Origin of the sequence: Streptomyces sp. NBC_01515, assembly GCF_045040345.1 — a bacterium.
Lineage (GTDB): Bacteria > Actinomycetota > Actinomycetes > Streptomycetales > Streptomycetaceae > Streptomyces.
Genome location: NZ_CP109416.1, coordinates 5,077,358 through 5,103,970 on the forward strand (window position 1 = coordinate 5,077,358; position 26,613 = coordinate 5,103,970).

Consider the following 26,613-nt stretch of genomic DNA (forward strand, 5'->3'; position numbering starts at 1 on the left):
TCCGCAGCGGCAGGCACTGGTGTCCGGTCCGACGGCGGGTGGCCGACGCTCCGGGATCGCCCCGTTCTCTGCTCTGGCCCTCCCGTCTCTGGAGGCGGGAGCATTTCTAACCGGTCAAAGGTCGCTAAGGTGGTTAGATTTGTCCCCGGCTTCCAGCAACTACCCACCCGGGGTTGGCCGCTGAGCCGGCCCGGCGTGCTGGCGAGACGCGGACGCGCCCCCTCTACTCCGGACCGCGACGCAGTACAGGTAGGGGCCTGCCCACCTTGGCCACCCATCCTTCCGGGCCGCTCGCTCGCTTCTCCAACGGGCTGGAGCGGCCCTGGTCAAGGGTGGAGCGCAGCGGAATCGGCGTAGCCGACGCGACCGTAGGGAGCGCCCTTTACTCGGGGCGTGGAGGGCCGACGCTGGTTGAGAAGTGGGTGGCCCCGCCCCGCACATGTCCCGGTTCTGTCACCGGACGGCGTCCATGGGGAACGCGGGGAACCCGTGCAGGGGCGCGGCCCCTCTTTGTCCACGCATCGCAGCGGATCACGCATCACGCGTCACGCATCACGTACATCCCACGAACCTGGAGCAGCCCGTGACAACGCCGGACATAGCAGCGCGGCGCGTACTGGGGGCCATCGCCGCCCTGGTGGTCGGCACCCTCACCCTCAGCGCGTGTGGTGGCAGCGCCAGCGCGGACGCCAACAGCGACAACAAGGGCGGCGGCAACACGACCGCCAGGACGTCCACCGCGAAGATCGCCATCTCCGCCAAGGACGGCTCGACGAACGCGTCCATCAACTCCACCGGCGTACAGGTCAGCGACGGCACGTTGACCGACGTGAAGATGACCGTCGCGGGGTCGGGGCAGGTCGTGGACGGTGCGATATCCGCGAATGGGAGCACCTGGAAGCCCAAGGAGCAGTTGGATCGCGGGACCAAGTACCAGATATCGGCCACCGCGAAGGACTCCAGCGGGAAGACCGCGGCCGCCAACTCCATCTTCACCACCGTCACTTCGAGCAACAGCTTCATCGGGACGTACACCCCGGACAACGGGACGACGGTCGGTGTCGGGATGCCGGTGTCGTTCACCTTCGACAAGGTGATCAGCGACAAGAAGGCCGTGCAGTCGCACATCACGGTGACGTCCAGCAGCGGGCAGCAGGTCGTGGGGCACTGGTTCGGCGCGCAGCGGCTCGACTTCCGGCCGCAGGACTACTGGAAGGCCGGTTCCAAGGTCACGATGAAGATCGACCTGGACGGCGTGGAGGGCGCGAACGGCGCCTACGGCGTGCAGAAGAAGACCGTGACGTTCGACGTCGGGCGGTCGCAGGTCTCCACGGTCGACGTCAACACGCAGACCATGACGGTCGTACGGGACGGCCAGACCTTCAAGTCCCTGCCGATCTCGTCCGGCAGCCCCGAACACACCACGTACAACGGCCAGATGGTGATCTCCGAGAAGTTCACGCAGACGCGGATGGACAGCCGGACGGTCGGTCTGGGCGGGGAGTACGACATCCCGGACGTGCCGCACGCGATGCGTCTGACCTCGACGGGGACGTTCATCCACGGCAACTACTGGTACAGCAAGTCCAACCCGCCCTTCGGCCGGACGGGCACCAGCCACGGCTGTGTCGGGCTCGCGGACGTACAGGGCGCGCAGGGCGCGACGAACGCCAAGTGGTTCTACGACAACTCCCTCATCGGGGACGTCGTGATCGTGAAGAACTCCCCCGACAGGACAGTGGACCCGGACAACGGACTCAACGGCTGGAACATGGCGTGGAGCGAGTGGACCGCCGGAAGTGCCGCCTGACCGGCGGGTTTTGACGGAACTTCGGGCCGCGCGGGAACATCTCGCGCGGCCCGCGCGTTTTCCGGGCATACGTTTTCTCGGTTCACAGGAATGATGTCCGACCGAGGGGCTACGGTATGCACCCACAAGGTGACATGCAGCAACGCCGGGAGAAGCCTTGAGCGTTCCGTACGACACGGCAGCGTACGAACAACCCGAGTCTCCGGAGGAGTACCTCGCGCGACTCCTCGGCCGCGCCCTGAACTCCTTCGAGTTGCCGGACGAGACCATACGGCGTCTCGACTGCGCGCTGGCGCACGACAGTTCGCTGTACTCCGCGCACCACAGCGCCGGCCTGCACCGGGAGACGTACCGGCACACCTGGCTGCTCGCCGACGGCTCGGCGCTGACCCTGTGGGAGCTCGTCCACAACACCGTGCTGGGCAGAGACACCCAGCACGAGGTGTACGTCGACGAGGAGGAGCTGCGCATCGCGACCGCGCGGCTGCCGCTGCCGCCGGACACACCGGAGACCCCGGACTTCGAACTGCCGGTGATGGTGCAGCTGGCGCCGTTCCCGGAGCCCCGGCACACGTATCTGGCGGACGACTCCGCGGACCACGCACGCCGTTTATTGCGCCGGGCGGAGAACGTGGACCGGCCGGACGACGAGACGGCCGCGCTGCTGGAGACGGCGTTCGCGCACCAGATCACGCAGGCCTTCGGCCGCCCGTTCCGAGCGGGCCGTGCCGCGCTGTGCTTCTCGCTCTACGAGCACGCGTTCCTGCTGCAGGACGGCGCGGAGATCTCCCTGTGGGAGGTCGAGCACACGGCGACGCCGGACGGGCGGCACATGTGCGAGGTGTACGTCAGCGAGGACGCGGCCCGCGACGCCATGGAGCGGCGGGCGGCGCAGGTCTCCTAGCAGCCCCGAGCCAGCCCGCTCAACGCCCGTCGCTGAGCTGTCGTACCAGACCCGCGAAGGCGTCCCGCTCCGCCGGGGTCAGTTCGACGGACTCCACGTGCGGCGCGGTGTGGCGCTGGTTCGGGAGGCCGTGGAGCGGGTAGGCCGCGTGCCATGCGGTGGGCTCGACGAGGGAGCGGCGCAGGACGCGCGTCAGGCCGAACACCCAGGCGACGGTCGCCAGGGCGAGAACGGCCGCACCGGTCAGCTGGAGGATCGAGACGTGCTCAGGCATGCGTTCCAGTAGACACCACGGTCCGGGACCGTGGTCCCGGACCGTGACGTATCTCGCAGTTGCCGTGAACACCTCACGGTGGCCCAAAAGAGGCCGGACAGAGGCCGGACAGAGCCCGGAAAGGGGCTAGACGGCGACCGGCTGCTTCGTGTCCGCCGTAGGGGCGGATATGTCCTCCGGTGCTCCGGGGGCCGCGCTGCCGGCGGCCTGCTTGCGCATGCCCTTCAGTACGACGACCAGGGCCGCCGTGACGCACATGCCGACCGCGATGGCGATCAGGTAGAGGAACGCGTGCCCGATCAGCGGGACCACGAAGATGCCGCCGTGCGGGGCCCGCAGGGTCGCGCCGAACGCCATCGACAGGGAACCGGTGATCGCGCCGCCCACCATCGCGGACGGGATGACCCGCAGCGGGTCGGCCGCCGCGAACGGGATCGCGCCCTCGGAGATGAACGAGGCGCCCAGGACCCAGGCTGCCTTGCCGTTCTCGCGCTCGGTCTCGGTGAAGAGCTTGCCGCGCACGGTCGTCGCCAGGGCCATCGCCAGCGGCGGGACCATGCCGGCCGCCATGACCGCGGCCATGATCTTCATCGCGGAGTCGCTCGGGCTGGAGACCGCGATGCCCGCCGTGGCGAAGGTGTACGCGACCTTGTTGACCGGGCCGCCGAGGTCGAAGCACATCATCAGGCCGAGCAGGGCGCCCAGCAGGATCGCGTTCGAGCCGCTGAGGCCGTTGAGCCAGTCGGTCATGCCCTTCTGCGCCGAGGCGATCGGTTTCCCGATGACCACGAACATCAGGAACCCGACGATCGCCGTGGAGATCAGCGGGATCACCACCACCGGCATGATCCCGCGCACCGCCTTCGGGATCTTCACCTTCTGGATCGCCAGCACCACACCACCGGCGATCAGGCCGGCGGCCAGGCCGCCGAGGAAGCCCGCGTTGATGGTGGAGGCGATCATGCCGCCGACGAAGCCGGGCACCAGACCGGGCCGGTCCGCCATGCCGTAGGCGATGTAGCCGGCCAGCACCGGGACCAGGAAGCCGAAGGCGACGCCGCCGATCTGGAACATCAGCGCGGCCCAGCTGTCGGTCTGCGTCCACACGAAGTGCTGCATGACCGAGGGCGCCGACTTGATCTCGTAGCCGCCGATCGCGAAGCCGAGGGCGATCAGCAGACCGCCCGCCGCGACGAACGGGACCATGTAACTGACGCCGGACATCAGCCACTTGCGCAGCATCGAGCCGTAGCCCTCGCCCGCCTCGCCGCCGCGCTCGACCGGTGTCGGCGCGGATCCGCCGGTGACCTCGCCGCGCTCCGCCTTGCCGCGGACCTCGCTGATCAGCTCGGTGGGACGGTTGATGCCCGCCTTCACGCCGACGTCGACGGTCGGCTTCCCGGCGAAGCGCTCCTTCTCCCGTACGGGCACGTCGTGGGCGAAGATCACGGCGTCCGCCGCCGCGATCACCGCCGGGTCGAGCCGGGTGAAACCGGCCGAGCCCTGCGGCTCCACGACGAGGTCGACGCCCGCCGCGCGCCCGGCGTTCTCCAGCGCCTCGGCCGCCATGTAGGTGTGCGCGATACCGGTCGGGCAGGAGGTGACAGCGACGATACGGAAGGGCTGCGAGGCGGCGCCGGCGCCCTGGTCCTCCGTAGCACCGGCCGCCGGGGAACTGCCCGCCGCGGCGCCGGCGGAGGCCGCCGCCGGCGTCGCGGCGGAGTTTTCGGGGGTGCCCGACGTGGGGGTGCTCGGCACGGGGGTGCCCGACGCGGAGGTGCTCGGCACGGGGTGGCTCGGCGCCGGGGTCTCGTCGCCGCGGATCAGGGCCGCCGCGCTCTCCGCGTCGCCCACCGCGCGCAGGGCGGAGGTGAACTCGGCGTTCATGAGCTGGCGGGCCAGGGCGGAGAGGATCGTCAGGTGGGCGTCGTCGGCCCCGGCGGGCGCGGCGATCAGGAAGATCAGGTCGGCGGGGCCGTCCGGGGCGCCGAAGTCGACGCCCTCGGCGCTGCGGCCGAAGGCGAGCGACGGTTCGGTGACGTACTCGCTGCGGCAGTGCGGGATGCCGATGCCGCCGTCCAGGCCGGTCGGCATCTGCGCCTCGCGGGCGGCCACGTCGGCGAGGAAGCCGTCCAGGTCGGTGACCCGGCCCTGGGCGACCATGCGCTCGGCGAGGGCACGTGCCGCCGCCTCTTTGGTATCGGCGGACAGGTCGAGGTCGACCAGGTCCGCGGTGATCATCTCGCTCATCGCGGGCTCCTTCGCACGCGTATCGCCCGGGGACTGCCGTGGGCGGGGGCGGGGGTGGGGGTGGGGACGGGGACGGGGACGGGAGTACTACCGGACTGCCGGAAGGGGGCGGCTGCTAACAGGGAGCGGAGGTGAGCGGTCGTCGAGACCATGAGCGCGCTCATGTCACCGGCTCCGTCAGGACGCGGTCCACCGGGACGTCCGCCGTGACCGTCACCGCGGCCGGGTCCAGGTCGGCCGGGGTGGGCATCACGCTGCCGGGGAGCTGGACGGCGGCGGCGCCGTGGGCGACCGCCGAGGCCAGGGCTTCGGGGCCGTGGCCGCCGGCGATGAGGAAGCCGGCCAGCGAGGAGTCCCCCGCACCGACATTGCTGCGTACGACGTCGACGCGCGCGCTGCCGAACCAGACACCGGAGCCGTCCACCAGCAACTGACCGTCCGCGCCGAGGCTGGCGAGGACGGCGCCGGCGCCCAACTCCCGTAGTTCTTCAGCTGCCTTGACCGCGTCGCCGACGGTGGCGAGGGGGCGGGAGACGGCCTCCGCGAGTTCCTCGGCGTTGGGCTTCACGACGTCGGGGCGTTCGCGCAGGGCCTCGATGAGCGCGGGGCCGGAGGTGTCGAGGGCGATACGGACGCCGACGGCGTGGGCGCGGGCGACCAACTCGGCGTACCAGGACGGCGCGAGGCCGCGCGGGAGGCTGCCGCAGCAGGCGATCCAGTCCGCGTCACGGGACTGCCGCCGGACCGTCTCCAGGAGCAACTCCTGTTCGGCGGCGGTCAGTTCGGGCCCGGGTGCGTTGATCTTCGTGAGGACGCCGTCCGCCTCGGCGAGGGCGATGTTCGAACGGGTGGCCCCGGCGACCGGGACCGGCGCGACCTCGATGCCCTGCGCGTCGAGCAGGTCCGCGACCAGCGCGCCCGGAGCACCGCCCAGCGGCAGGACGGCGACCGTACGGCGGCCCGCGGCGGCGACCGCGCGGGAGACGTTGACGCCCTTGCCGCCCGGATCCATGCGCTCGCCGGTGGCCCGTATGACCTCGCCGCGATCCAGCGAGGGGACCTCGTAGGTGCGGTCGAGGGAGGGGTTCGGGGTGACGGTCAGGATCATGCGCGCACTACTTCCATGCCGCCGCGCTCCATGGCGGTGGCGTCTTCTGGGCTCAGCCCGCTGTCGGTGATCAGCAGGTCCACGTCGCTCAGGGCGCCGAAGCGGGCGAAGTGCTCCTGGCCGTGCTTGGCGGAGTCCGCGAGCAGCACCACGCGGCGGGCGGCGGACATCGCCGCGCGCTTCACGGCGGCCTCGGCGAGGTCGGGGGTGGTCAGTCCGTGCCCGGCGGAGAAGCCGTTGGCCGCGACGAACACGACGTCGGCGCGGATCTCGCCGTACGCCCGCAGCGCCCAGGCGTCCACGGCGGCGCGCGTACGGTGCCGCACGCGCCCCCCGACGAGGTGGAGCTGCATGCCCGGGTGGTCCGCGAGGCGGGCCGCGATGGGCAACGAGTGGGTGACGACGGTGAGTTCGGCCTCCAGCGGGATGATGCCCGCGAGGCGGGCGATCGTCGTGCCGGCGTCGAGGATCACCGTGCCCTGCGTCGGCAGCTCGGCGAGGGCCGCCTTGGCGATGCGGTCCTTCTCGTCGGCCGCCGTCGACTCGCGCTCGGCGAGGTCCGGCTCGAAGTCCAGCCGCCCGGCGGGTATGGCACCGCCGTGCACCCGCCGGACGAGTCCCGCGCGGTCGAGGGCCTTCAGATCCCGGCGGATCGTCTCCGCCGTGACCTGGAACTCCTCGGCCAGCGAGATCACGTCCACCCGCCCGCCGTCACGGGCCAGCCGGAGGATCTCCTGCTGCCGCTCCGGTGCGTACATGTCCGTTCGCCTCCGACCTGTGCCCGAACTTGTGGTTTCGCTCGGAGGCTACGCTCGGATTTCCGGAAAGTAAACAGGTTCGGGCATTAGGTGGACATGAACGGGCAGAGGGGGCGATCACCCGTGCCGTCAGCTGTGCTGTCAGCGGTGCCGTCAACCGAGCCGTCAGCCGTGCCGTAGCTCCTTGATCCGCTGCTCGGCCGTGAGGATGGCGTGCGCCAGTTCGTCGCGGGCGGCTTCCTGGCGCATCGCCTGTTCGAGCCGGGCGCGGTGCTCCGGGAGGCCGACGCGTACGGCCGTTCCCTGCGCGGGCAGGGCGGTGGCGACATAGCCCCGCACGCTCTCGACGACCCTCGCCAGCTCGAACCGGACGCCTTCGGTGTGGTCGGCCATGCCCGCGAGCATGGTGCCGATCGTGGCGATGTCCTTGAAGTCCTCGGCGGCACAGGGCTTCTGGGTTTCTGGGCGAGGCCGCACTGCGCCTCGTAGAGGTCGGCGGTGTTCGGCCCGCAGTAGGCCGCCGGACCACCCGGCGGTTTGCGTCGAGCGCCCCGCCCCCGTACTGCCTCGGGGCGGGGCGCTCTCCTGGGTTGCCGAACCGCGTCAACTCCCGCTCGGCTCAACCTCCTTGGCCGCCTGCCCGGTCACCTGATCCGCCACCTTCCCCGCCGTCCGTCTCCCCGGCAACGCGAACATCAACAGGAAGATCAAGCCCATCACCGCGGCCACCCAACCCAGCGAGTTCTGGAAGGCGTTCACGAACGCCGGACCCACCTCGGCCGGGGTCAACCGGTCGCCGATCGAGCCGAAGAAGACCACCGACACCAGCCCGAGTCCGAGCGCATTGCCCATCTGCTGAACGGTGTTGATGAGTCCGGACGCCGAACCCGCGTGCTCGCGCGGCACTTCGGAGAGGATCGTGTCGGTCAGCGGGGCGAAGATCAGGCCCATGCCGGCGCCCATCACGACGAGCGGGAGCGCCATCTGCCAGGAGGCGATGGCCAGTTGGTACCGGTCCGCCTCCCAAAGGTAGAGCAGCACGCCCACGGCCATCACCAGCGCGCCGGCCTGGAGGACGTTGCGTCCGCCGAGCCGCGGCACCAGCTTCTGCACGGACATCCCGGCCGCCACCGAGACCGCGATCGAGAACGGTACGCCGGTCAGCCCCGCCCGCAGCGGGCTCCAGCCCAGCCCGATCTGCATGTACAGCGTCCAGACCAGGAAGAAGATGCCGAGCCCGATGCCGAAGACCGTCTGCACGGCGATGCCCACCGCGAAGCTCTTCACCTCGAACAGCGACAGCTCGACGAGCGGCGAACCGTCCCGCGCGGCCTTCCGCTTCTCGTACGCCACCAGCGCGGAGAAGACGCCGATCGAGCCGGACATCGACACGAACCCCCAGGCGGGCCAGCCCAGTTCGTCGCCCCGGGTGAGCGGATAGAGCAGCATCAGCAGGCCGAGGGTGACCAGGGCGACGCCGACGAGGTCCAGCTTCAGGGCGCGCGGCGCCTTCGACTCGGTGATGAAACGGCTGCCGAGGATCAGGCCGGCGATTCCCACCGGCAGGTTGATCAGGAAGATCGGGCGCCATTCGAGACCGAAGAGGTTCCACTCGGTGAGCAGCGCGCCGAGCAACGGACCCGAGACCGCGCCCAGGCCGACGATCGCGCCGAACAGCCCGAACACCTTGCCCCGTTCGTGCGCCGGGAAGGTCGCGTGCACGATCGACAGCACCTGCGGCACCATCATCGCCGCCATCCCGCCCTGGAGGATGCGCGAGGCGACCAGCATCTCCGGGTTCGCGGCGAAGCCGCACAGCGCGGAGGCGAGCGTGAAGCCGCCGATCCCGACGAGGAACAGCCGCTTGCGGCCGTGGATGTCACCCAGCCGCCCGCCGGTGATCAGCCCGGCGGCGAAGGCGAGCGCGTAACCGGCCGTGATCCACTGGATCTGGCTGAACGAGGCGCCCGCGTCCCGCTGGATCGACGGGATCGCGACATTGACGATCGTGACGTCGACGAGGTCCATGAAGGCCGCGGTCATCACGATCGCGAGGGCGAACCAGCGCCGCCGGTCACCGGTGCGTACCGGGTCCGCCACATCCGTCGGGCTGTCGACAAGGGTTTCGGTGGAGGTCATGGCTTGAAGCTATGACCTCATTAGGTCAGATCGTGTCCTAGTTCTACGGCATCCTCGAACTCATGACGACGACGGAGAACCCATGACGACGACGGGGAACTCATGACCACCGACACCCCGGCCCGGCTCCTCCAGCTGCTCTCGCTCCTCCAGACGCCCCGCGAGTGGCCCGGCGGCGAGCTGGCCGGCCGGCTCGGGGTGTCCCGGCGCACGGTCCGGCGGGACATCGACCGGCTCCGCGAACTCGGCTACCCCGTGCAGGCGACGCTCGGCTCCGACGGCGGCTACCGGCTCGTCGCGGGCAAGGCGATGCCCCCGCTGGTGCTGGACGACGAGGAGGCGGTGGCGATCGCGGTCGGCCTGCGCGCGGGCGCCGGGCACGCGGTCGAGGGCGTGGACGAGGCCTCCGTACGGGCGCTGGCGAAGCTGGAACAGGTACTGCCCTCGCGGCTGCGACACCGGGTCGCCACCCTCCAGGCCGCCACCACCCCGCTGACCAGTGGCGACGGCGCGAGCATCGCCCCCGAGACGCTGACCGTGATGGCCTCCACGGTCGCCGGCCGCGAGCGGCTGCGCTTCGCCTACCGCGCCAAGGACGGCACCGAGTCCCGCCGCCGGACGGAGCCGTACCGCCTCGTCTCGACCGGCCGGCGCTGGTACCTCGTCGCCTACGACCTCGACCGCGAGGACTGGCGGACGTTCCGGGTCGACCGGGTGAGCCAGCCCTTCGCGACCGGGGCGCGGTTCACCCCGCGCGAGCTGCCGACCGGAAGCGCGGCGGAGTACCTACGGCAGTCGATGCACCGGCGTCAGGAGACGTACGAGTACGCCGTCACCTTCGCCGCCTCCGCCGATGTCGTCGCGGCCCGCATCCCCGCCTGGCTCGGCACCCCGGAACCGCTCGACGAACACAGCTGCAGCGTGCGCGCCACGACCGGCGACGCGCTGGACTGGCTGGCCGTACGGCTGGCCATGCTGGGATGCGACTTCACGGTGCACGAGCCGGAGGAACTGGTGCGGCACGTAAGGGAGTTGGGGGAACGGTTGAGCCGGGCGGTCAATGGGGGCGAGCGGCAGGCATGAGCCTCGGGGGCACGTGAGCGGGGTTCACACCGTGCCCCGTCCCACCGTGCCCCGTCCCGTCCCCAGCTCGCCCCAGGGAAAGTCCCGCAACGCCCGCAGGTTCCGCAGCGCCGGTTCCACCGGACTCCCCCGCCCCTCCCCGGACGCCCACCCCTCAACAGCCGTCCGTACGGCGGCACTTGCCACGGCGGCGGCGAAGCGCAGCTCGGGGGACAGCACGGGCGGAGCCGGGTCGGCGGCGGTGTCGTCGCCCCTGGGGAGGCGTTCCACGGTGAGGCGTTCCGCCAGGATCTCGCCCAGGGTGCGTTCCGATGCCTGGTAGACCTCCGCCCACACCCGGCGCAGGGCGGGGCTGGATTCGGCCATGCCGATCAACGTGCGGACCCAGGTCCAGGAGTTGACGGAGACGCCCACGCCAGGGGTCAGCGTGTAACGGACCCCGTGTTCCAGGGCCTCCGGTACCGACAGGGCGGCCGGGGCCGCGCGGACCGCCTCCACCCAGCGCTGGGCGCCGGCCGCGTAGAGCGGGGCGACGGCCTCTTCCTTGGTGGCGAAGTAGCGGTAGAAGGTGCGGGGGGCGATGCCCGCGCTCTGGGCGATGTCCTCGGCGCGGGTGGCCCGCAGCCCGTGCCGCACGAAGAGTCCGGCCGCGGCCCGGGCGATCGCCATCCGGGTCTCGGCCTTGCGCCGCTCGGTCAGCGAGAGCGGCGCGGAGGAGACCGAGGGGGCAGCGGGGGAGGCGGGGGTGGAATCCGGTGCTGGGGTGGGGCTGCTCACATCGGCAGGCTATGCCGATGTGGCACAATCTGCCATTCGGCGGGCCACCCCGGGGTTCAGGTACGGGGTGCCCCGCCGTCCCTGCCTGCCGACGCCCCACCCGTCCCTCGGACGAGGAGAACCGGGCCCCGACGCCTGGGGGCTAGGCGCCGAAGCCCGGTTCGGGAGAGTCCCGGCGCCGGGGGGGTAATGCGTCGGGACTTGGCTCAGAGGATCTCGGGGCGTGGCCCCGGACCCGAACTCCTGGGCTCTGAAGTCTTGTTCCCAGGGCCCAGCAGCTTGAAGCGGCGTTACACAGCCATGTTCGCGCGGCCTCCCGCCACCAGGCGTACGCGGTACGGCGCTTACGTCGTTCGTACGCGCCCCCGCGTCCACCGGGCCGGAGGCCGGGGACTCACGCCCCCGGCACGCTCACGACCGCTTACGCCGCCGCGTCGAAGCCGGTCTGGCTGGCCAGCTTCTTCAGTTCCAGCAGTGCGTGCTTCTCGATCTGGCGGATGCGCTCGCGCGTGAGGCCGTGCTCCTTGCCGACCTCGGTGAGCGTGCGCTCCCGGCCGTCCTCCATGCCGTACCGCATCTTGATGATGGAGGCCGTGCGCTGGTCGAGGCGGCCGATCAGGTCGTCCAGTTCCTCGCTGCGCAGCAGGGTCATGACGGACTGCTCGGGCGAGACCGCGGAGGTGTCCTCCAGGAGGTCACCGAACTGGGTGTCGCCGTCGTCGTCCACCGACATGTTCAGCGAGACCGGGTCACGGGCCCAGTCCAGGACGTTGGTCACGCGCTCCGGGGTCGACTCCAGCTCGGCGGCGATCTCCGCGTGCTCGGGCTCCCGCCCGTTCTTGCGGTTGAACTCGCGCTGCACCCGGCGGATCCGGCCCAGCTCCTCCACGAGGTGGACGGGCAGGCGGATGGTCCGGGACTGGTCGGCGATGGAGCGGGTGATGGCCTGGCGGATCCACCAGGTCGCGTACGTCGAGAACTTGAAGCCCTTGCGGTAGTCGAACTTCTCGACCGCGCGCACCAGGCCCGCGTTGCCCTCCTGGATCAGGTCGAGGAGGGGCAGGCCGCTACGGGGGTAACGGCGGGCCACGGCCACGACCAGGCGGAGGTTGGAACGGATGAAGACGTCCTTGGCACGCTCCCCTTCGGCGACCAGGGCTTCGAGCTCGGCGCGGGTGGCGTCCGCCTGGGACTTCTCCTCGCCCTCAAGGACCTGGCGCGCGAACACGCCCGCTTCGATGGTCTGCGAAAGCTCGACTTCCTTGGCGGCGTCGAGCAGCGGCGTGCGCGCGATTTCGTCGAGATACATGCCGACCAGGTCGCGGTCGGCGATCTCGCCGCCATGGGCGCGAACACTGCGCGCCACGCCGGAGGTCTCGCCGGAGGCGGACTTACGACGGGCGACGGCACGGGTTGCCATGCGTGCTCCCTTGCGAATGGGGGTCCCCCCAGGCCCTTTGGCACTGGGGGAGGGTCAGCAGGTGTTCGTCCGATGCTGTGGCACTTGTCCGGTGACTCTTCTCGTGTGCCCTGCATCTGATGGAAACAACGACTGGAATCCGGACAGAATTCCCAACCCGCTCCCCTATTTTTCTGATCTTGCAGTACCCTGTCCGGCCACAAGGGGGTAACGATGTCGTCGGAACGTACAGAGGTGCAGGTCAGGCCAGGAGTCGAGAGTGACCTCGACGCCCTCACGGACATCTACAACCACTACGTGCGCGAGACCCCGATCACCTTCGACACCGCCCCCTTCACACCGGAGGAGCGTCGCCCTTGGCTGCTCTCCCACCCTGAAGACGGGCCATACCGGCTGAAGGTTGCCGTGGACGGGACCTTCCAAGGAAACTCACAGCGAATCCTCGGCTACGCCACATCCAGCCCTTACCGGGCGAAGCCCGCCTACTCGACCTCGGTCGAGGTCACGGTCTACCTCGCCCCCGACGCGGGCGGCCGGGGCATCGGCACGCTGCTCTACAAGGCCCTGTTCGAGGCCCTGGCGGACGAGGACGTGCACCGGGCGTACGCGGGCATCGCACAGCCCAACGAAGCGTCCACGCGGCTGCATGAACGCTTCGGGTTCCGGCACATCGGCGTCCACCGGGAGGTGGGCCGCAAGTTCGGCCGCTACTGGGATGTCGCCTGGTACGAACGGGAGTTGTAGCTCCAGGAGGGCGCGGGTCCGGGCGGGTCAGCCGAACTGCACCGACCGCTTCGCCATCCCCATCCAGAACCCGTCGATCACGGACGGGTTCACGGACTCCCGCGCGTCCAGTTCGCCGGCCGCCTCCGCCGCGCCCATCGCGACGAACAGCGGGGCGAAGTGCTCGGTGCGCGGATGGGCGTAGCGCCCGGCCGGTGCCTTGTGGAGGAAGTCCAGCAGGCCGTCCCAGTCGCGGGACTCCAGCGCGCGCCTGCCCCAGTCGTCGAACTCGGAGGACCAGGTGGGCACTCCCCCGCCGGTGTGGCGCAGCGCGGCGAGGTTGTGGGTGAAGAAGCCGGAGCCGACGATCAGGACGCCCTCGTCGCGCAGCGGGGCGAGCTTGCGTCCGATGTCCATCAGCTTCGCCGGGTCGAGGGTCGGCATGGAGACCTGGAGGACCGGGATGTCGGCGGCCGGGAACATCTCGACGAGCGGGACGTATGCCCCGTGGTCGAGGCCGCGGTCCGGGACGTCCTGGACGGGGATGCCCGGGGCGCGCAGCAACTTCCGTACGGACTCGGCGAGTTCGGGGGCGCCCGGGGCGTCGTAGCGGACCTGGTAGTAGTGCTCGGGGAAGCCCCAGAAGTCGTAGACCAGCGGGACCGGGTCGACCGCGCCGAGGGCGAGGGGGGCCTCCTCCCAGTGGGCGGAGACCATGAGGATCGACTTGGGGCGGGGGAGGTCGGCGGACCAGGCGGCGAGCTCGCCGGGCCAGATCGGGTCGTCCGCGAGGGGCGGGGCGCCGTGGCTGAGATAGAGGGCGGGCATGCGCTCCGGTGCGGCGGTGGACATGACGGTCACTCCCCAGGGTCGGACTCTGTACTGGATCTCTGATGTACTGGATCTCTGATGCTTGAACTCTCAAACTTCCTGACCCGAGCTTACGCCCTGTTTGTTTAACGTTCAAGGAGGGCTCTCGTACAGTGGAGTGCATGAACACGGCACCCGCACCCGCTGACGCGGCGGCACCCTCCGACGAACCCCGCTGGCTCTCCGCCGAGGAGCAGCGTGTCTGGCGTTTCTACATGCACGCCAGCACCCTCCTGGAGGACCATCTGGACCGCCAGCTCCAGCGCGACGCGGGCATGCCGCACATCTACTACGGCCTTCTCGTGCAGCTCGCCGAGGCCCCGCGCCGCCGGCTGCGGATGACCGAGCTGGCCATGAACGCGAAGATCACCCGCTCCCGGCTCTCGCACGCGATCGCGCGCCTGGAGAAGAACGGGTGGGTGCGCCGCGAGGACTGCCCCTCCGACAAGCGCGGCCAGTTCGCGGTGCTGACCGACGAGGGCTACGGCGTGCTCCACCGGACCGCGCCGGGCCATGTGACCGCCGTACGGCAGGCGTTGTTCGCGCGGCTGACCCCGGAACAGCAGAAGTCCCTCGGCGAGATCATGGAGATCGTCGCCGAGGGACTTCAGCCGAACGAAGCGGGTGCGGACCTGCCCTGGCTCCGCTGAGCCGCTCAACTCAACGGAGAACCAGGGCAGTTCCTGGGAGTCGTACGCACGGGGCGTCCCCTTCCCCGTACGTACGGATGGTGCGAAGGGGGTACGACCGGCCGGGCGTCGTCAGTGGGCGACGACCGGGATCTTGAACTCGTCCTCGACGTCGTCACCGGAGGCGACCGGGTCGGAACCCTGCTTGCCCGCGTTGACGAGGACCGAGACGATGACCGCGGCCGCCACCAGCATGCCGACGGCGAACCAGATGGCGTTGGTGTAGCCGTGCACCTGGCCCTGCAGCGCGACGAGCTGCTGCTGGGTCTTGGAGGTACCCGCGCCGGCGATGTGGTCCTTGATGTACGCGGTCGTCGCGGACGCGGCGATCGTGTTCAGCAGGGCCGTACCGATCGCGCCGCCCACCTGCTGCGAGGTGTTGACCATCGCCGAGGCGACACCCGCGTCCCGGGGCTCGACGCCCAGGGTGGCCAGGGACATGGCCGGCATGAACGCCGTACCCATGCCGAGACCGAGCAGCAGCATCGCGGGCAGGATGATCGAGGCGTACGACGAGCCGATCTCCAGCTGCGTCATCAGGAGCATGCCGACCGCGGCGACCAGGAAGCCGGGGCCCATCAGCAGACGGGCCGGCAGGCGGGTCATCAGCCGGGTACCGATCTGGGTCGAGCCGACCATCATGCCGACGATCATCGGCATGAAGGCGAAGCCGGTCTTGATCGGCGAGAAGCCCTTCACGACCTGGAGGTAGTAGGTGAGGAAGAGGAACGTGCCGAACATCGCGATGATGGCGATGCCGAGCGAGAGGTAGATACCGCCGCGGTTGCGGTCGGTGATCACGCGCAGCGGCAGCAGCGGGGCCTTGACCCTGGACTCGACGATCACGAACGAGACCAGCAGGACCGCCGACGCGATGAACAGCGCGATGGTGGAGGAGTCGCCCCAGCCGTCGGTCTCGGCGCGGGTGAAGCCGTAGACGAGCGAGACCAGACCGAGGGTCGACAGGAGCACGCCCGGGATGTCGAGCGGGTTGCGGTTGCGGCCGCCCTCCGGCTCGCGGATGACGAAGTACGCGCCGAGCGCGGCGACGATCGCGAACGGGATGTTCACGAAGAACGTCCAGCGCCAGTCCAGGTACTCGGTCAGCACGCCGCCGAGGATGAAGCCGACGGCGCCGCCGCCACCGGCGATCGCGCCGTAGATGCCGAACGCCTTGGCGCGTTCCTTGGCGTCCGTGAACATCACGGCGAGCAGGGAGAGCGCGGCGGGCGCGAGCAGGGCACCGAACGCACCCTGGAGGGCACGGGCGCCGAACATCATGGCGCCGGTGGTGGCGACACCGCCGAGCGCGGACGCGGCGGCGAAGCCGGTCAGACCGACGACGAAGGCGCGCTTGCGGCCCCACAGGTCGGCTATACGACCGCCGAAGAGCAGCAGACCACCGAAGGCGAGGGCGTAGGCCGTGACGACCCACTGCCGGTTGCCGTCGGAGATGCCCAGGTCGGTCTGGGCGGACGGGAGGGCGATGTTCACGATGGTGGCGTCGAGCACGACCATCAGCTGGGCGAGCGCGATGAACGCGAGCGCCTTCCAGCGGTTGGAATGGGCTTCGTGCTCGGCCTCGGAGGCCTTGTCGAGAGCGCCTGGGGCGCTTCGAGCTGTTTCAGACATGGTGGTACCCACTTCGGGACTTCGTGACGGAAAAATACGGAAGAAGGACGTGGAAAAACGTGGTCGGGGACGGCTCGTCCACATCGACGAGAGCCGGAAGCTTGTTGTTGAGACTGGCGTGACGCTCTGAACTGATCGGTCAGGGCTGCCGGAGATCCTCCATGGTCGCGGCGGTGCCGGGCAGGACCGAGCGGGCCGGGGCCCGCAGTCCGTCCAGGAACAGCTGCAGGTGTCGGTGTACGAAGCGGTCGGCGCTGAGGCAGCCGGTGCCGGCCGGCGGCCGGCTGAGCTGGGCCACGGCGACCATCAGGTCGCCGACTCCCACGTCGGACCGGAGCTGCCCGGCCCTCCTGGCCCGTTCCATGACCTCGTCGATGAGCTCCTCGACCCGCTTGCGCGCGGCTTCCAGGTCCGGGTGGAACTGGTCGAAGGTGCTGGCGATCATCGGGCACAGTGCGCTGATCCGCTCGTCCGCGGAGACGTGCACGAAGCGCTCCAGAGCGGCGAAGGCGTCGCCGGTCTCGTTGAGCGCCTGCTCGGCGGCCTCCGCCGTACGGTCCATGACCGAGACCACGACCTCGCGAACGAGGGCGTCACGGTCCGGGAAGTTGCGGTAAAGCGTTGCGTTGCCGACGCCGGCCCGGCGGGCGATCTCGTCGAGCGGCACATCGGGGCCGAACTCGACGAACATCTCACGGGCGGCGGTGACGATCCGCTCCCGGTTGCGCAAAGCGTCGGCGCGCGGCCGGGTCACCTTTCGCTGTACGGGGGTCGCGGTCGTCACGGCGTGCTCCTGAAGGTCTTGGACTGCTGGGGCGATCCGGGGAAGCACTCCCCGTTTCGCTCGGACACATGGCTAAACGGGGAAACGGTCCCCGGTTATTTCCCGCTCACCGAGACATTTCATGTGACCTGGGTCACATCTCGTTTGGACCCTTCTCCGGCCCCCGCCGACCAGAACCACACGGTCGGTCTCCTCCAGCGCGCGCCCTCGCGGCACACGACACAGGGTGATCGAAAGGGTGCAGCCGGAGACCGGCGGCTGCCGTTGGCGCGAAGGGTCCCTGCATGCAGCCCAGCCGTCGGATACGCCCGCGCCGCGTGGCCGCCCTCGCGTCCGTGACCGTCCTGACCCTCGCGGTCAGCACCTCGGCCGGTACCGGACACCTCACCCCGGGCGCCATGACGGCGGCGGGCCCGGTCGCGCTCGCCCGCACCTCCGCACTCGGCCCCTGCATGATCAACGGCCCCCTGGACGTCCAGATGTCCGAGGGCATCCCCACCCCCGGCGGCTACTCCCGCTCCACCGGCACGGTCCACGCCCTGACCCTGATGGTCGACTTCTCCGACGCCCCCGGCGAGGGCACGGCCATGGACCGGTACCGCGAGTTCTTCCCCAAGACCCAGGAGTGGTTCGCCACCAGCTCCTACGGCCGCCTCGACTACCGCCCCGAGACCCCGGTCACCCACTGGCTCCGCATGCCCAAGCCCTTCAGGTCCTACGGCATAGAGCGCGGCGCGCCCTTCGACCCCGGGTACCGGCAGCTCGTCCAGGACATCGTGGCCGCGGCCGACCCGACGGTGGACTTCCGCCAGTACGACCTCCTGAACGTCCTGGTCACCCCGAACGCGGGCCCCTCCGCCCTGGACACGGTCCTGTCGGTGACGTTCGCCGGCAACACGGAGGCCCCGGTCGCGGACGGCGTCCCCGTCTCCAACGCGTCCTTCGTCTACTCCCGCCAGGACGACGGCTCCGGCTCGTACTCCCAGACCGGATACCGCGTCCTCCCCCACGAGAACGGCCACGTCTTCGGCCTGCCCGACCTCTACACCCAGGAGGGCGGGGGCGCGGTCGGCCACTGGGACATCATGAGCGAGGACTGGGGCGCCAACAACGACCTCCTCGGCTGGCACAAGTGGAAACTCGGCTGGCTGGACCCGTCCCAGGTCAACTGTGCGATGACCAGAGGCACTTCGGAGTACACCCTGACCCCCATGGAACACCCGGGCACCGACGGCACCCGCCTGATCTTCGTCCCCCTCACCCGCCGCACGGGCTACGCCCTGGAGCTGCGCACCCGCGAGGGCAACGACGAGGCGGTGTGCCGCCCCGGCGTCCTCATCTACAAGGTCGAGGCGGACGTGGACACGGGCATGGGCCCGGTGAAGGTGTACGACGCCCACCGGGACAGCGGCGGCTGCACCCGGAGCCCCAACGTCCACGCCGAACTGTCGGACGCCCCGTTCGTGGCGGGCGAGAGCTTCAACGACCCGGGGAGGGGGATCCGGGTGGCGGTGACGGGGGCGGATGCGGCGGGGGACTATCGGGTGACGGTTACGCGGACGCGGTAGGGGACGGGGGTTGAGGGGGAGGCGGTTGAGGGGAAGGGGGCGGGCGTAGAGGTAGGGGGCGTGGCAGGCGGGGGCACGGGGGCGCGGCTTGGTGGAGGGAGCACGGCTCTCCTAAAGCCGGTGTCGCAGGTTCGCCGGAAACGAAGTGCGCCGGGCGCGAGACGGCGTTGGGCCTCCTGCGGTGCGGGTGCCGGGTGCGGGCCCACCGGAGAACTGTCGCGGCGGTGAAGGTCCGGCCCCGGCCACCGCAGCGCCGTCGGCGACGAGGGCCACGGCGCCTCGGGCTTACCGTAGGGCTGCCGAGATTGCCGTACCGGAGAATCGATGCCCACTGACGCCGCTGACCTCACGCTGGTCGATCCTGCCGCCGTCGTGCCCGCCGAGGCGGTCGCGCCGTTGATCCGCGGGGTCGCGGTGGTGCGTCAACTGACCGACTCGGGTGGGATGTTGAGCCTCAGCGGGCTCGAACGGGCCACCGGGCTGGCCCGTTCCACGGTCGACCGGATCACCGCGACGCTCGCGCGCATGGGATACGTCCGTCTCGACGGCCGGGACGCGGTTCTCACCCCTCGGGTCATGGAGCTGGGCAACGCCTATCTCGCCGCCCTGCGCCTGCCCTCACTCCTGGACGCCCACGCGGACGCCCTGGCCGACGAACTGGACGAGTCGGTGTCGCTCGCGGTCGCCGACCGGGACGGCATCCGGTTCATCCACCAGGCCACCCGCCGCCGCGCGATGTCCCTCAGCTTCCGCATCGGCGACCTGCTCCCGGCCGAACGCACCGCGCCGGGACCGCTGTTCGCGACGGAGTGGACGGACCTGGAGTGGCGGCGGTGGCGGGAGCGGCGGGCGGCGGACCCGGGGGACGAGCGCTTCCCGGCCGTTCCCGAACGGTCCTCGCCCGGGGCCGACTTCGAGCGGTGGGTCGTCCAAGTGCGCCAGGACGGCTGGGCGTTGGACGACCAGTTGATCGAACCGGGGCTGGTGGCGGTGTCCGTGCCGGTGCGGGATCCCCGTACCGGCGCGATCGCGTGCGTGGCGAGCGTCGTCAGCCATACGAGCCGGCACACGGCGGAGGATCTTCGCAACTCCCTTCTGCCCAGGCTGCGTTCGGCGGTACGGACGATGGAGGAGGACCTGGCGGCGGACCTGCGCGAGGCTCCGCGGGGCGAGTCCGTCGCCGCGCCCTCCGGACTCGCGACCTGGACGGGGGCGTCCAAGCAGGAGCTCGGCCGGGAGTTCGTCGAGTCCCTGGCCCGCGGGCTGACGGTCCTGACGGCGTTCGGCGAGGGCCGCGCCGAACTGACCCTCACGGAGGTCGCCCAGGCGACGGGCTTGGCACGGGCGACGGCTCGCAGGGCCCTGATCACGTACGAGCACCTGGGCCTGATCGCCGCCTCCGGCGACCGCCGTTTCGCCCTCACACCCCGGGTCCTGTCCCTCGGCTTCCCGCCCCTCTCCCGTACGACCCTCCCCGACCTGGCGCTCCCCCACCTCACGGCCCTCGCCTCCCGCATCCACGAGTCGGCGTCCCTCGCGATCCTCGTCGGCGACGCCATCCAGTACACGGCCCGGGTCGCCACGAGCCGGGTGATGAGCGTGAACATCGCGGTGGGTACGCGGTTCCCGGCGTACGCGACGGCACTGGGACGCGTGCTCCTGGCGGACGCCCCGCCCGCGGAACGCTCCGCCCTGGGTGAGCTGCGCGCGCTGACCCCTCGCACGCTGACCGACCCGGTGGCGCTGGCGGCGGCGCTGGACACGGTCCGTTCGCAGGGATACGCCCTGGTCGACGAGGAGTTGGAGGCGGGCCTGCGCTCGATCGCCGTGCCGGTCCGCGACCGTACGGGCAGGGTGGTCGCCGCCCTGAACACGGCGACCCATGTGACCGGCCGAACGGTCGAGGAGTACGTCCGGGACATCCTGCCCGAGCTGACGGCTACGGCGAGCGCGATCGAGGCGGACGTGCGGGTGGCGGGGCGCTTTACGCGGGTGTCAGCGTCCTGAGCCTGGTGACCGCCCTGCCTTGCCTGTCCCCGCCTTGCCCTGCCCGTCCCCGCCTTGCCCTGCCTTGCCCGTCCGCGCCCTGCCCTCCCCCACCGAACCGGCTCCCCAGATCCGCTACCCTGTCCTGGACCGCCTTCCGGGGCGATCCGTCCCGCCTTCGTAGCTCAGGGGATAGAGCACGGCTCTCCTAAAGCCGGTGTCGCAGGTTCGAATCCTGCCGAGGGCACAGCGCGGTGGTTGTTCGCGCAGGCTTGGTCAGAGGCCCTTCCGTCCGGTGGACGGGAGGGTCTTTGTCGTCTCGGCGGAGCTGCTGCGGCGGACACCTCTGCGGCGGGCCGACCGGCGATTGCCTGGAGGTGGCCTGCCTGGCCCACCTGGGGTTCGCCTCCACGGTCCACTCCTTCGCCCTGGCCCGGCAGCGCTGCGAGGAGGCCATCGAGGTTGCGGCGGGGCACAGTTGGGACACCGAGCCGGTGACCGCGCCGGCGCTGGCGGGGCTCGCCAACGTGCTGGCCCGGACGGGCCGGTTCGACCTCGCCGAGCACTGGCTCGACCGCGCCCGGCAGGCCACGCACGACGAGGGCGAGACCGGTGTCCGCCTGCTGGTGCGTCTCACCGCCGCGATGCTGCGGGCGGCGCGCGGCCAGTGGCACCGGGCGCTGGAGGAGTTCGCGGCGGTCCCCCACCTCGACAACCGGAGAACCCGTAGCGACTTGTACGGTGCGGCCACGTATCCGTGCCTGCCGTATCACTGCCGGCAGATCGTCGCGCACTCCTCCATGCCCGTGTGTGCATCACAGCTGATGCTCAGCTGTTTCCGCACCCCCACACAGAAACAGATCGTGGCATACTTGAAGTATGGCAACCCGGAAAATCACCATCACCGTGCCGGAAGAGCTGGTGGAGTCGATCAAGGAACGCGTCGACGCGCGTGGAGTGTCCGGCTACATCGCGGCCGCGGCCGCTCATCAGGACGCCATGGACCGACTGCGCGAGTTGGCCGGGCGCCTCGAAGAGGAGCACGGCGCCGTGACGGACGACGAGCAGCAGGCGGCGCTGGACCGCATCGCCGCCATCGACGGCTGGCATGACAAGCAGCGATCCAGTTCGGACGAGGCCGCGTGAGTCGCACCACCCGGGCGAAGCCTCAACAACCACGACAGCGCGTGTTCGTGTTCGACTCCGAAGCTCTCTCCAAGGCGGTTCAGGGCGATCGGGAGATGGCCGCGCTGATCAAGACGGCTCCGCAACTGGACATCTCGATCATCACCTCGGCGCTCACGACCTTGGAAGCATGGGACCCTCGCGAAACGTCGAGGCAGGCGCTGTGGAACTGGACGTTGTCCCGGATCCGTGTCGTGCACACGGACGACCAGGTGATCGCCATGGCCCGCTCCATGATGAAGACCGCCGGCCTGCATGGGCACAAGTACGCCATCGACGCCGTTCTGGCGGCGGTGGCCGGGGGGGAAGCCGCGCGGGGAGCTCAGGCAACCGTCTTCACCTCCGACACCGACGACATGAATCAGCTCCTCGCGGAACACTCCGTGCGAGTCGAGAAAGTCTGACGAGACCCGCGCAGCAGGTGTGACCGGGCGTCAGGTTCCGGGCGTCAGGGCTACGGAACGTTCGCCGTATCCACAGCCTCCGCCGTCCCCTCTCCCTCCCCCTCCGCCAGCGCCCGGTTGCGCCGTACCGATGACCAGAACGACCAGCCGATCAGGACGACGCCCACCAGGCCGGTGATGACCTCGTTGATCTGGTACTGGATGGTGACCATGAGGATCACGGCCAGGGCGCCGATCGCGTAGTGGGCGCCGTGCTCCAGGTAGACGTAGTCGTCCAGGGTGCCCTGGCGGACCAGGTAGACCGTCAGGGAGCGGACGTACATCGCGCCGATGCCGAGGCCGAGGGCCATGAGGACGATGTCGTTGGTGATCGCGAAGGCACCGATCACGCCGTCGAAGGAGAACGAGGCGTCCAGGACTTCGAGGTACAGGAACATGAAGAACGCGGCCTGGCCGGCCAGGACCACCGCCGAGCGGTCGCTCTCTCGCTCCCGTTCCTCCTCCGCCTCCAGCCGGTCCTCGAAGAAGCCCGAGAGGCCGCCGACGATCATGTACGTGATCAGGCCGGCGATGCCCGAGATCAGGACCGTCTGGGCTTTGTCCGCGTGCGCGCCGCCGTGCTGGTGGGCGTGGGCCGCGAAGGTGAACGAGGTGATGAGCAGGACGATCAGGGCGATGCAGACCGACAGCATGTCGACCTTGCCGAGCCTGGCCAGGGGGCGTTCCAGCCAGCCCAGCCACTTGATGTCACGGTCCTCGAAGATGAAGTCCAGGAAGATCATCAGCAGGAACATGCCGCCGAAGGCCGCGATCGCCGGGTGGGCGTCGGTGACCAGCTGCTGGTAGCGGTCCTTGTCGGTCAGGGCCAGGTTGACCGCGTCGTACGGATTGAGCTTCGCCGTCACCGCGACGATCACCACCGGGAACGCCAGCCGCATGCCGAAGACCGCGATCAGGACACCGACCGTGAGGAAGATCTTCTGCCAGAAGGCCGACATCTTCTTCAGGATCCCGGCGTTGACCACCGCGTTGTCGAAGGACAGCGAGATCTCCAGCACGGCCAGGATCGCGATGACCCCGAACGCCGTCCAGCCGCCGTACCAGACTCCCAGGGCCAGGCCGAGCGCGGTGACCGCGAACGACCAGCGGAAGGTCTTCAGAAGCACGGGTTGCCCCTTCCTGTTGTCGCGCGGTCGCCCGCGGGCCGGGCATCAACAGCCCCGACCATCATCGGCGTTGTCTACCACGACCGCCTGTCGTACAGGTGACGGGGGCGGATCTCCTACGACCCGACCGGCCCGGAGCGCGAAAGGGGCCCCGGCCTTACGGTCCGGGGCCCCTCGCCGATGGATCGTGCCGCATCGTCACTTCTTCGGCGGCACCTTGCCCGTCGTACGCAGCGTCCCCACCGTTTTGAGGAGGCGGTCCGCCGGCTCACGCAGGCGCTGGTGGGCCAGGACCGTGTTGCGCAGGCCGCGGACCGGGCGGCGCCACAGGCGGTGGGCCGCCGCGACCGGGTGGGGGCGGGTCGCGAAGCCCTCGCCGACCCGCAGTTCGCGGGTCTTGAGCCAGTCCTTCCACTCCTTGTCGCCGCGCCCCAGGTCCATGAGGCGCACGCCGTGCCGGCCCGCCTCCTCGGCCATCCTGAGGTGCATGATCAACCCCGGGGAGTAGTAACGGAGTTCGGGGTCGTACGCCGTGAACCAGGCGGCGAACAGTGTGCGGGACGTCGGGCCGAAGTGGGCCGCCACGGGGCGGTCACCGGCGTAGAGGACCGACAGGACGCCGGTGAAGTGTTCCTCGCGGACGCGGAACAGGTGGTCCACCAGGTCTACGATCCACGGGCGCGCGAAACGGTCCATGCGGCCGGTCCTGCGGTACTGGGCCGACTTCCAGCGCATCAGGGTGTGCAGCACCTCGGGGTCGCGCTCGTCGTAGACGAAGCGCATCTCGCCGAGGTCGCGGCCGAGGCGGCGTTCCTTCTTCAGTGTCGTCTTGGCGATGCCGGGGTACGCGCCGCGCAGCCACTCCGGGTAGGGGACCTCGCCGTCGCCGTCCTTCAGGTCGATCACCGGGGACGCGAAGGTGCCGGTGACGTGGCGGCCGAACGGCTGCTGTTCCTCGACGAGATGGTCGAACTCGAAGACCGACAGGCCGCAGGCCCGCAGGAGTTGCTGGACGTCCCAGGTGACGCCGGGCCGGTGCACGAGCGCCTGGCAGTCGGAGAGGCCCAGGCCGATGGCCCGGCCGACGCCGACGGGGTTGCGCTCGTACGGGAAGAAGCCGACCGGCTCCCCGCCCTCGTGCAGAACCGCCACCTGCGCGCCGCCGCGGTGGCGGCCGACGCCGTCCGCGAACTCCGGTGCCAGGAAAGGGTTCGCGTAGTCCGGCGACTCGTCCATCGCCTTGTGCCAGGCCTGGCGGAGCGTGGTACCGAGCTCCTCCGGTCTGTGGATCGTGATGTCCGCCTTGCCGGCGGATCGCATGGATCGCATGGGCGACCGTCCCCCCACATTTCCCCCACGACGCGTCGTCCGCGTCCTGCCTACGTCTCCCAAGGTACGACGAGACACGAACAGTTCGGCAGGGCTCAAACGTCGCGAAACAGTACGCACGCTGTCAAGGATGCCTGTGGCTACGGAAAAGTACGGATCGCCCTTCCCCGTACAACCGCTCCGGAATGCCGGTGAACACGTGCTTCCCGTACGGGGGTTGACAGCGAGCCCGCCCGCACGGCCCGCCCGTAGGCGGAGAACGCGGCCAGCTCGGGCGGCGGCTTCTGCGGGTTGGGGCGCCGAGGGCCTGGGGCTTCGACGGGGGCTCCCCTCGGCGGGCGCGGCGATGCGACGGCCGGCGTGGGGAGGCGGGGAGGCGGGGCGGTGTTCCCTCGACATGCGTGGCTCTGCGACCGATGGCCGGCGTAGGGAAAGGGAAGAGGACGGGACGCCCGGCACGGTTCTTGTCCGTCCGGGCGGGCGCCCCAACACCCCTCTCCCTTAAGCCGTTTGCACCTCCGGGATCTCCCCCCGCACCTGTCGGCCGAGTACCGCCAGCACCAGGGTCACCGCTACCGACGCCATGGCCGCCAAGGTCATCGCCGTTGCCGGTGAGGTGAGTTGGGCGACCGTGCCGGCGAGGGCCGCGCCGACGCCCTGCATGGTGAGCATGCCCGCGGAGCGGAGGCCGAGGGCGTGGCCTGCCAGTTCGTCGGGGGTGAGTTCCATCAGGCGTTCCTGGAGGACGAGGCTCGCGCCGTAGCCGACGGAGGCGACGCAGACCGCCATGGCGGCCCAGGGCATGCCCGGGTGGAGGGCGAAGAACAGGTACGGGGTGGCCAGGAGGAGGCGGAGGGGGATGTCCAGGCGGGTGCGCAGGGTGCGCGGGACGAAGCGGCCCAGGGTCAGGTCGCCCACGAACATGCCCAGTGCCGCGCTCGCGAACAGCGCGCCCGCGGACCCGGAGTCGTAGGAGACGTAGAGGGATTCGCAGCCGACGATCAGGCCGTTGGGGACCCACATGCCGAGGTAGGTGAGGCGGCGGGGGCGGGAGGACCACAGGAGGGCGTTCGTGCGCCAGGTCGCGGCGACCGACGGGCGGCCCGCCGCGCGGGGTGGGCGGGCGGTCAGTCCGAGGCGGAGGACCAGGGCCGTCGTCGCGTACAGCGCCGCCGCGAGGAGGAGACAGACGCGGGGAGAGAGCAGGGCCAGGAGGGCTCCGCCTGTCGCGAAGCCTGTTACCTGCATCAGGCCCGAGGCCATGTTGAAGACCGAACGGCCCAGCAGGTAGCCGTTCTTGGGCAGGATCTCGTTCAGCAGGCCGCCGCTCACCCCGCCGCCCAGGGAGGCGATCAGGCCCTGGAGGAACACGACGGCGAAGATCGCGCCGATCGGGAGGCCGGGGAGTGCCAGCAGGACCGTACAGACGGCGAAGGCGGTGTTGATGCCGGTCAGGGTGACCCGCGGGGGGAGGCGGTCGGCGCCCGAGAGGAAGAAGGTCGCGCCCAGCATCTGGGCGAGCTGCGGGCCGAACATGCTCACGGCCGACAGTAAGGGCGAGGCCGTCGCCCTGTAGACGAGGGTGGCGAGCGCCAGGCCGCTGATCGTGAGGGCCGCGTTCTGGGCGGCGAAGGAGAAGAAGAACGGGGTGTACTCGGGGGTGCGGAAGAGCTCGCGGTAGCTGCGCATGCGCGGAGTCTGCGGGGGGTGTGGGCGGGGTCCTATTCTTTCGCGCGGACGCGAAACACGGGGGT

At 70.4% G+C, this 26,613-nt stretch carries 23 protein-coding genes and 1 tRNA gene; 10 read left to right on the forward strand and 14 right to left on the reverse strand.

What is annotated here, in order from left to right; genetic code table 11:
• The first annotated feature begins 583 nt into the window (after nucleotides 1-583).
• The gene (locus OG407_RS22555; RefSeq protein WP_405860606.1) at nucleotides 584-1,810 is read left to right on the forward strand and encodes an Ig-like domain-containing protein; all 1,227 of its coding nucleotides are present in this window, start codon (nucleotides 584-586) and stop codon (nucleotides 1,808-1,810) included.
• A 157-nt stretch (nucleotides 1,811-1,967) separates the two neighbouring features.
• Nucleotides 1,968-2,714: a DUF6227 family protein gene (locus tag OG407_RS22560; RefSeq protein WP_405860608.1), complete on the forward strand. Its 747-nt coding sequence runs from the start codon at nucleotides 1,968-1,970 to the stop codon at nucleotides 2,712-2,714.
• 19 nt (nucleotides 2,715-2,733) lie between these two features.
• Here the strand turns inward: OG407_RS22560 and OG407_RS22565 are convergent, their stop codons facing one another.
• The 6 genes from OG407_RS22565 to OG407_RS22590 all read right to left on the reverse strand — a co-directional run bounded on the left by OG407_RS22565 (nucleotide 2,734) and on the right by OG407_RS22590 (nucleotide 9,243).
• On the reverse strand, nucleotides 2,734-2,988 hold the full coding sequence (locus OG407_RS22565) for a hypothetical protein (RefSeq protein ID WP_405860610.1): 255 nt from the start codon (nucleotides 2,986-2,988) through the stop codon (nucleotides 2,734-2,736).
• A gap of 126 nt (nucleotides 2,989-3,114) precedes the next feature.
• Complete coding sequence (locus OG407_RS22570) at nucleotides 3,115-5,238, reverse strand: fructose-specific PTS transporter subunit EIIC (protein ID WP_405860612.1); 2,124 nt, start codon at nucleotides 5,236-5,238, stop codon at nucleotides 3,115-3,117.
• A 160-nt stretch (nucleotides 5,239-5,398) separates the two neighbouring features.
• The gene (gene pfkB, locus OG407_RS22575; protein WP_327403370.1) at nucleotides 5,399-6,346 is read right to left on the reverse strand and encodes a 1-phosphofructokinase; all 948 of its coding nucleotides are present in this window, start codon (nucleotides 6,344-6,346) and stop codon (nucleotides 5,399-5,401) included.
• Nucleotides 6,343-7,104, reverse strand: a complete 762-nt coding sequence (locus OG407_RS22580) for a DeoR/GlpR family DNA-binding transcription regulator (RefSeq protein ID WP_327403369.1) — start codon at nucleotides 7,102-7,104, stop codon at nucleotides 6,343-6,345. Before OG407_RS22580 ends, pfkB begins: the two co-directional genes overlap by 4 nt.
• 165 nt (nucleotides 7,105-7,269) lie before the next feature.
• Nucleotides 7,270-7,581 carry a hypothetical protein gene (locus tag OG407_RS22585; protein WP_405860615.1) on the reverse strand — a complete coding sequence of 104 codons (312 nt, stop codon included), beginning with the start codon at nucleotides 7,579-7,581 and terminating at the stop codon, nucleotides 7,270-7,272.
• A 126-nt stretch (nucleotides 7,582-7,707) separates the two neighbouring features.
• Nucleotides 7,708-9,243, reverse strand: coding sequence for an MFS transporter (locus OG407_RS22590; RefSeq protein ID WP_405860617.1), 1,536 nt, complete (start codon nucleotides 9,241-9,243; stop codon nucleotides 7,708-7,710).
• Nucleotides 9,244-9,345: 102 nt separating this feature from the next.
• On the opposite strand from OG407_RS22590, the gene OG407_RS22595 reads away from it, so the two are divergent.
• Complete coding sequence (locus tag OG407_RS22595; RefSeq protein ID WP_405860619.1) at nucleotides 9,346-10,326, forward strand: helix-turn-helix transcriptional regulator; 981 nt, start codon at nucleotides 9,346-9,348, stop codon at nucleotides 10,324-10,326.
• A gap of 24 nt (nucleotides 10,327-10,350) precedes the next feature.
• Here the strand turns inward: OG407_RS22595 and OG407_RS22600 are convergent, their stop codons facing one another.
• Together OG407_RS22600 and OG407_RS22605 are read right to left on the reverse strand one after the other, a co-directional pair.
• Entirely contained in the window at nucleotides 10,351-11,103 is a 753-nt protein-coding gene (locus OG407_RS22600; RefSeq protein ID WP_405860621.1) for a TetR/AcrR family transcriptional regulator, read from the reverse strand.
• 421 nt (nucleotides 11,104-11,524) lie between these two features.
• Nucleotides 11,525-12,523: a sigma-70 family RNA polymerase sigma factor gene (locus OG407_RS22605; protein WP_365305699.1), complete on the reverse strand. Its 999-nt coding sequence runs from the start codon at nucleotides 12,521-12,523 to the stop codon at nucleotides 11,525-11,527.
• A gap of 213 nt (nucleotides 12,524-12,736) precedes the next feature.
• On the opposite strand from OG407_RS22605, the gene OG407_RS22610 reads away from it, so the two are divergent.
• Nucleotides 12,737-13,267: a GNAT family N-acetyltransferase gene (locus OG407_RS22610; protein ID WP_405860623.1), complete on the forward strand. Its 531-nt coding sequence runs from the start codon at nucleotides 12,737-12,739 to the stop codon at nucleotides 13,265-13,267.
• A gap of 27 nt (nucleotides 13,268-13,294) precedes the next feature.
• Here OG407_RS22610 and OG407_RS22615 read toward each other — a convergent pair whose 3' ends face one another.
• Complete coding sequence (locus OG407_RS22615; protein WP_318016916.1) at nucleotides 13,295-14,098, reverse strand: class III extradiol ring-cleavage dioxygenase; 804 nt, start codon at nucleotides 14,096-14,098, stop codon at nucleotides 13,295-13,297.
• Nucleotides 14,099-14,238: 140 nt separating this feature from the next.
• On the opposite strand from OG407_RS22615, the gene OG407_RS22620 reads away from it, so the two are divergent.
• A complete protein-coding gene (locus OG407_RS22620) occupies nucleotides 14,239-14,766 on the forward strand; it encodes a MarR family winged helix-turn-helix transcriptional regulator (RefSeq protein ID WP_405860626.1) in 528 nt (175 codons plus the stop codon).
• 111 nt (nucleotides 14,767-14,877) lie between these two features.
• Here the strand turns inward: OG407_RS22620 and OG407_RS22625 are convergent, their stop codons facing one another.
• Both OG407_RS22625 and OG407_RS22630 read right to left on the reverse strand, forming a co-directional pair.
• Entirely contained in the window at nucleotides 14,878-16,437 is a 1,560-nt protein-coding gene (locus OG407_RS22625; protein WP_405860628.1) for an MFS transporter, read from the reverse strand.
• Nucleotides 16,438-16,576: 139 nt separating this feature from the next.
• The gene (locus tag OG407_RS22630) at nucleotides 16,577-17,221 is read right to left on the reverse strand and encodes a TetR/AcrR family transcriptional regulator (protein ID WP_366496892.1); all 645 of its coding nucleotides are present in this window, start codon (nucleotides 17,219-17,221) and stop codon (nucleotides 16,577-16,579) included.
• A gap of 284 nt (nucleotides 17,222-17,505) precedes the next feature.
• On the opposite strand from OG407_RS22630, the gene OG407_RS22635 reads away from it, so the two are divergent.
• From OG407_RS22635 to OG407_RS22655, 5 genes are all read left to right on the forward strand, one after another.
• Nucleotides 17,506-18,789: a M6 family metalloprotease domain-containing protein gene (locus OG407_RS22635; protein WP_405860630.1), complete on the forward strand. Its 1,284-nt coding sequence runs from the start codon at nucleotides 17,506-17,508 to the stop codon at nucleotides 18,787-18,789.
• A 324-nt stretch (nucleotides 18,790-19,113) separates the two neighbouring features.
• Nucleotides 19,114-20,796, forward strand: coding sequence for an IclR family transcriptional regulator C-terminal domain-containing protein (locus tag OG407_RS22640; protein ID WP_405860632.1), 1,683 nt, complete (start codon nucleotides 19,114-19,116; stop codon nucleotides 20,794-20,796).
• Nucleotides 20,797-20,949: 153 nt separating this feature from the next.
• Nucleotides 20,950-21,022 (forward strand) — tRNA-Arg (locus OG407_RS22645).
• Nucleotides 21,023-21,654: 632 nt separating this feature from the next.
• Nucleotides 21,655-21,921 (forward strand): hypothetical protein, encoded by a 267-nt coding sequence (locus OG407_RS22650; protein WP_405860634.1) that lies wholly within the window; start codon nucleotides 21,655-21,657, stop codon nucleotides 21,919-21,921.
• Nucleotides 21,918-22,364: a hypothetical protein gene (locus OG407_RS22655; protein WP_405860636.1), complete on the forward strand. Its 447-nt coding sequence runs from the start codon at nucleotides 21,918-21,920 to the stop codon at nucleotides 22,362-22,364. The genes OG407_RS22650 and OG407_RS22655 overlap by 4 nt, the downstream gene beginning before the upstream one ends.
• Nucleotides 22,365-22,414: 50 nt before the next feature.
• Here OG407_RS22655 and OG407_RS22660 read toward each other — a convergent pair whose 3' ends face one another.
• The 3 genes from OG407_RS22660 to OG407_RS22670 form a co-directional block, all read right to left on the reverse strand.
• Nucleotides 22,415-23,530, reverse strand: a complete 1,116-nt coding sequence (locus OG407_RS22660; protein WP_405860638.1) for a DUF475 domain-containing protein — start codon at nucleotides 23,528-23,530, stop codon at nucleotides 22,415-22,417.
• Nucleotides 23,531-23,728: 198 nt separating this feature from the next.
• Entirely contained in the window at nucleotides 23,729-24,850 is a 1,122-nt protein-coding gene (locus tag OG407_RS22665) for a GNAT family N-acetyltransferase (protein WP_403589033.1), read from the reverse strand.
• Between the two features lie 510 nt (nucleotides 24,851-25,360).
• Nucleotides 25,361-26,548 (reverse strand): MFS transporter, encoded by a 1,188-nt coding sequence (locus OG407_RS22670; RefSeq protein ID WP_405860640.1) that lies wholly within the window; start codon nucleotides 26,546-26,548, stop codon nucleotides 25,361-25,363.
• Between the last annotated feature and the right edge of the window lie 65 nt (nucleotides 26,549-26,613).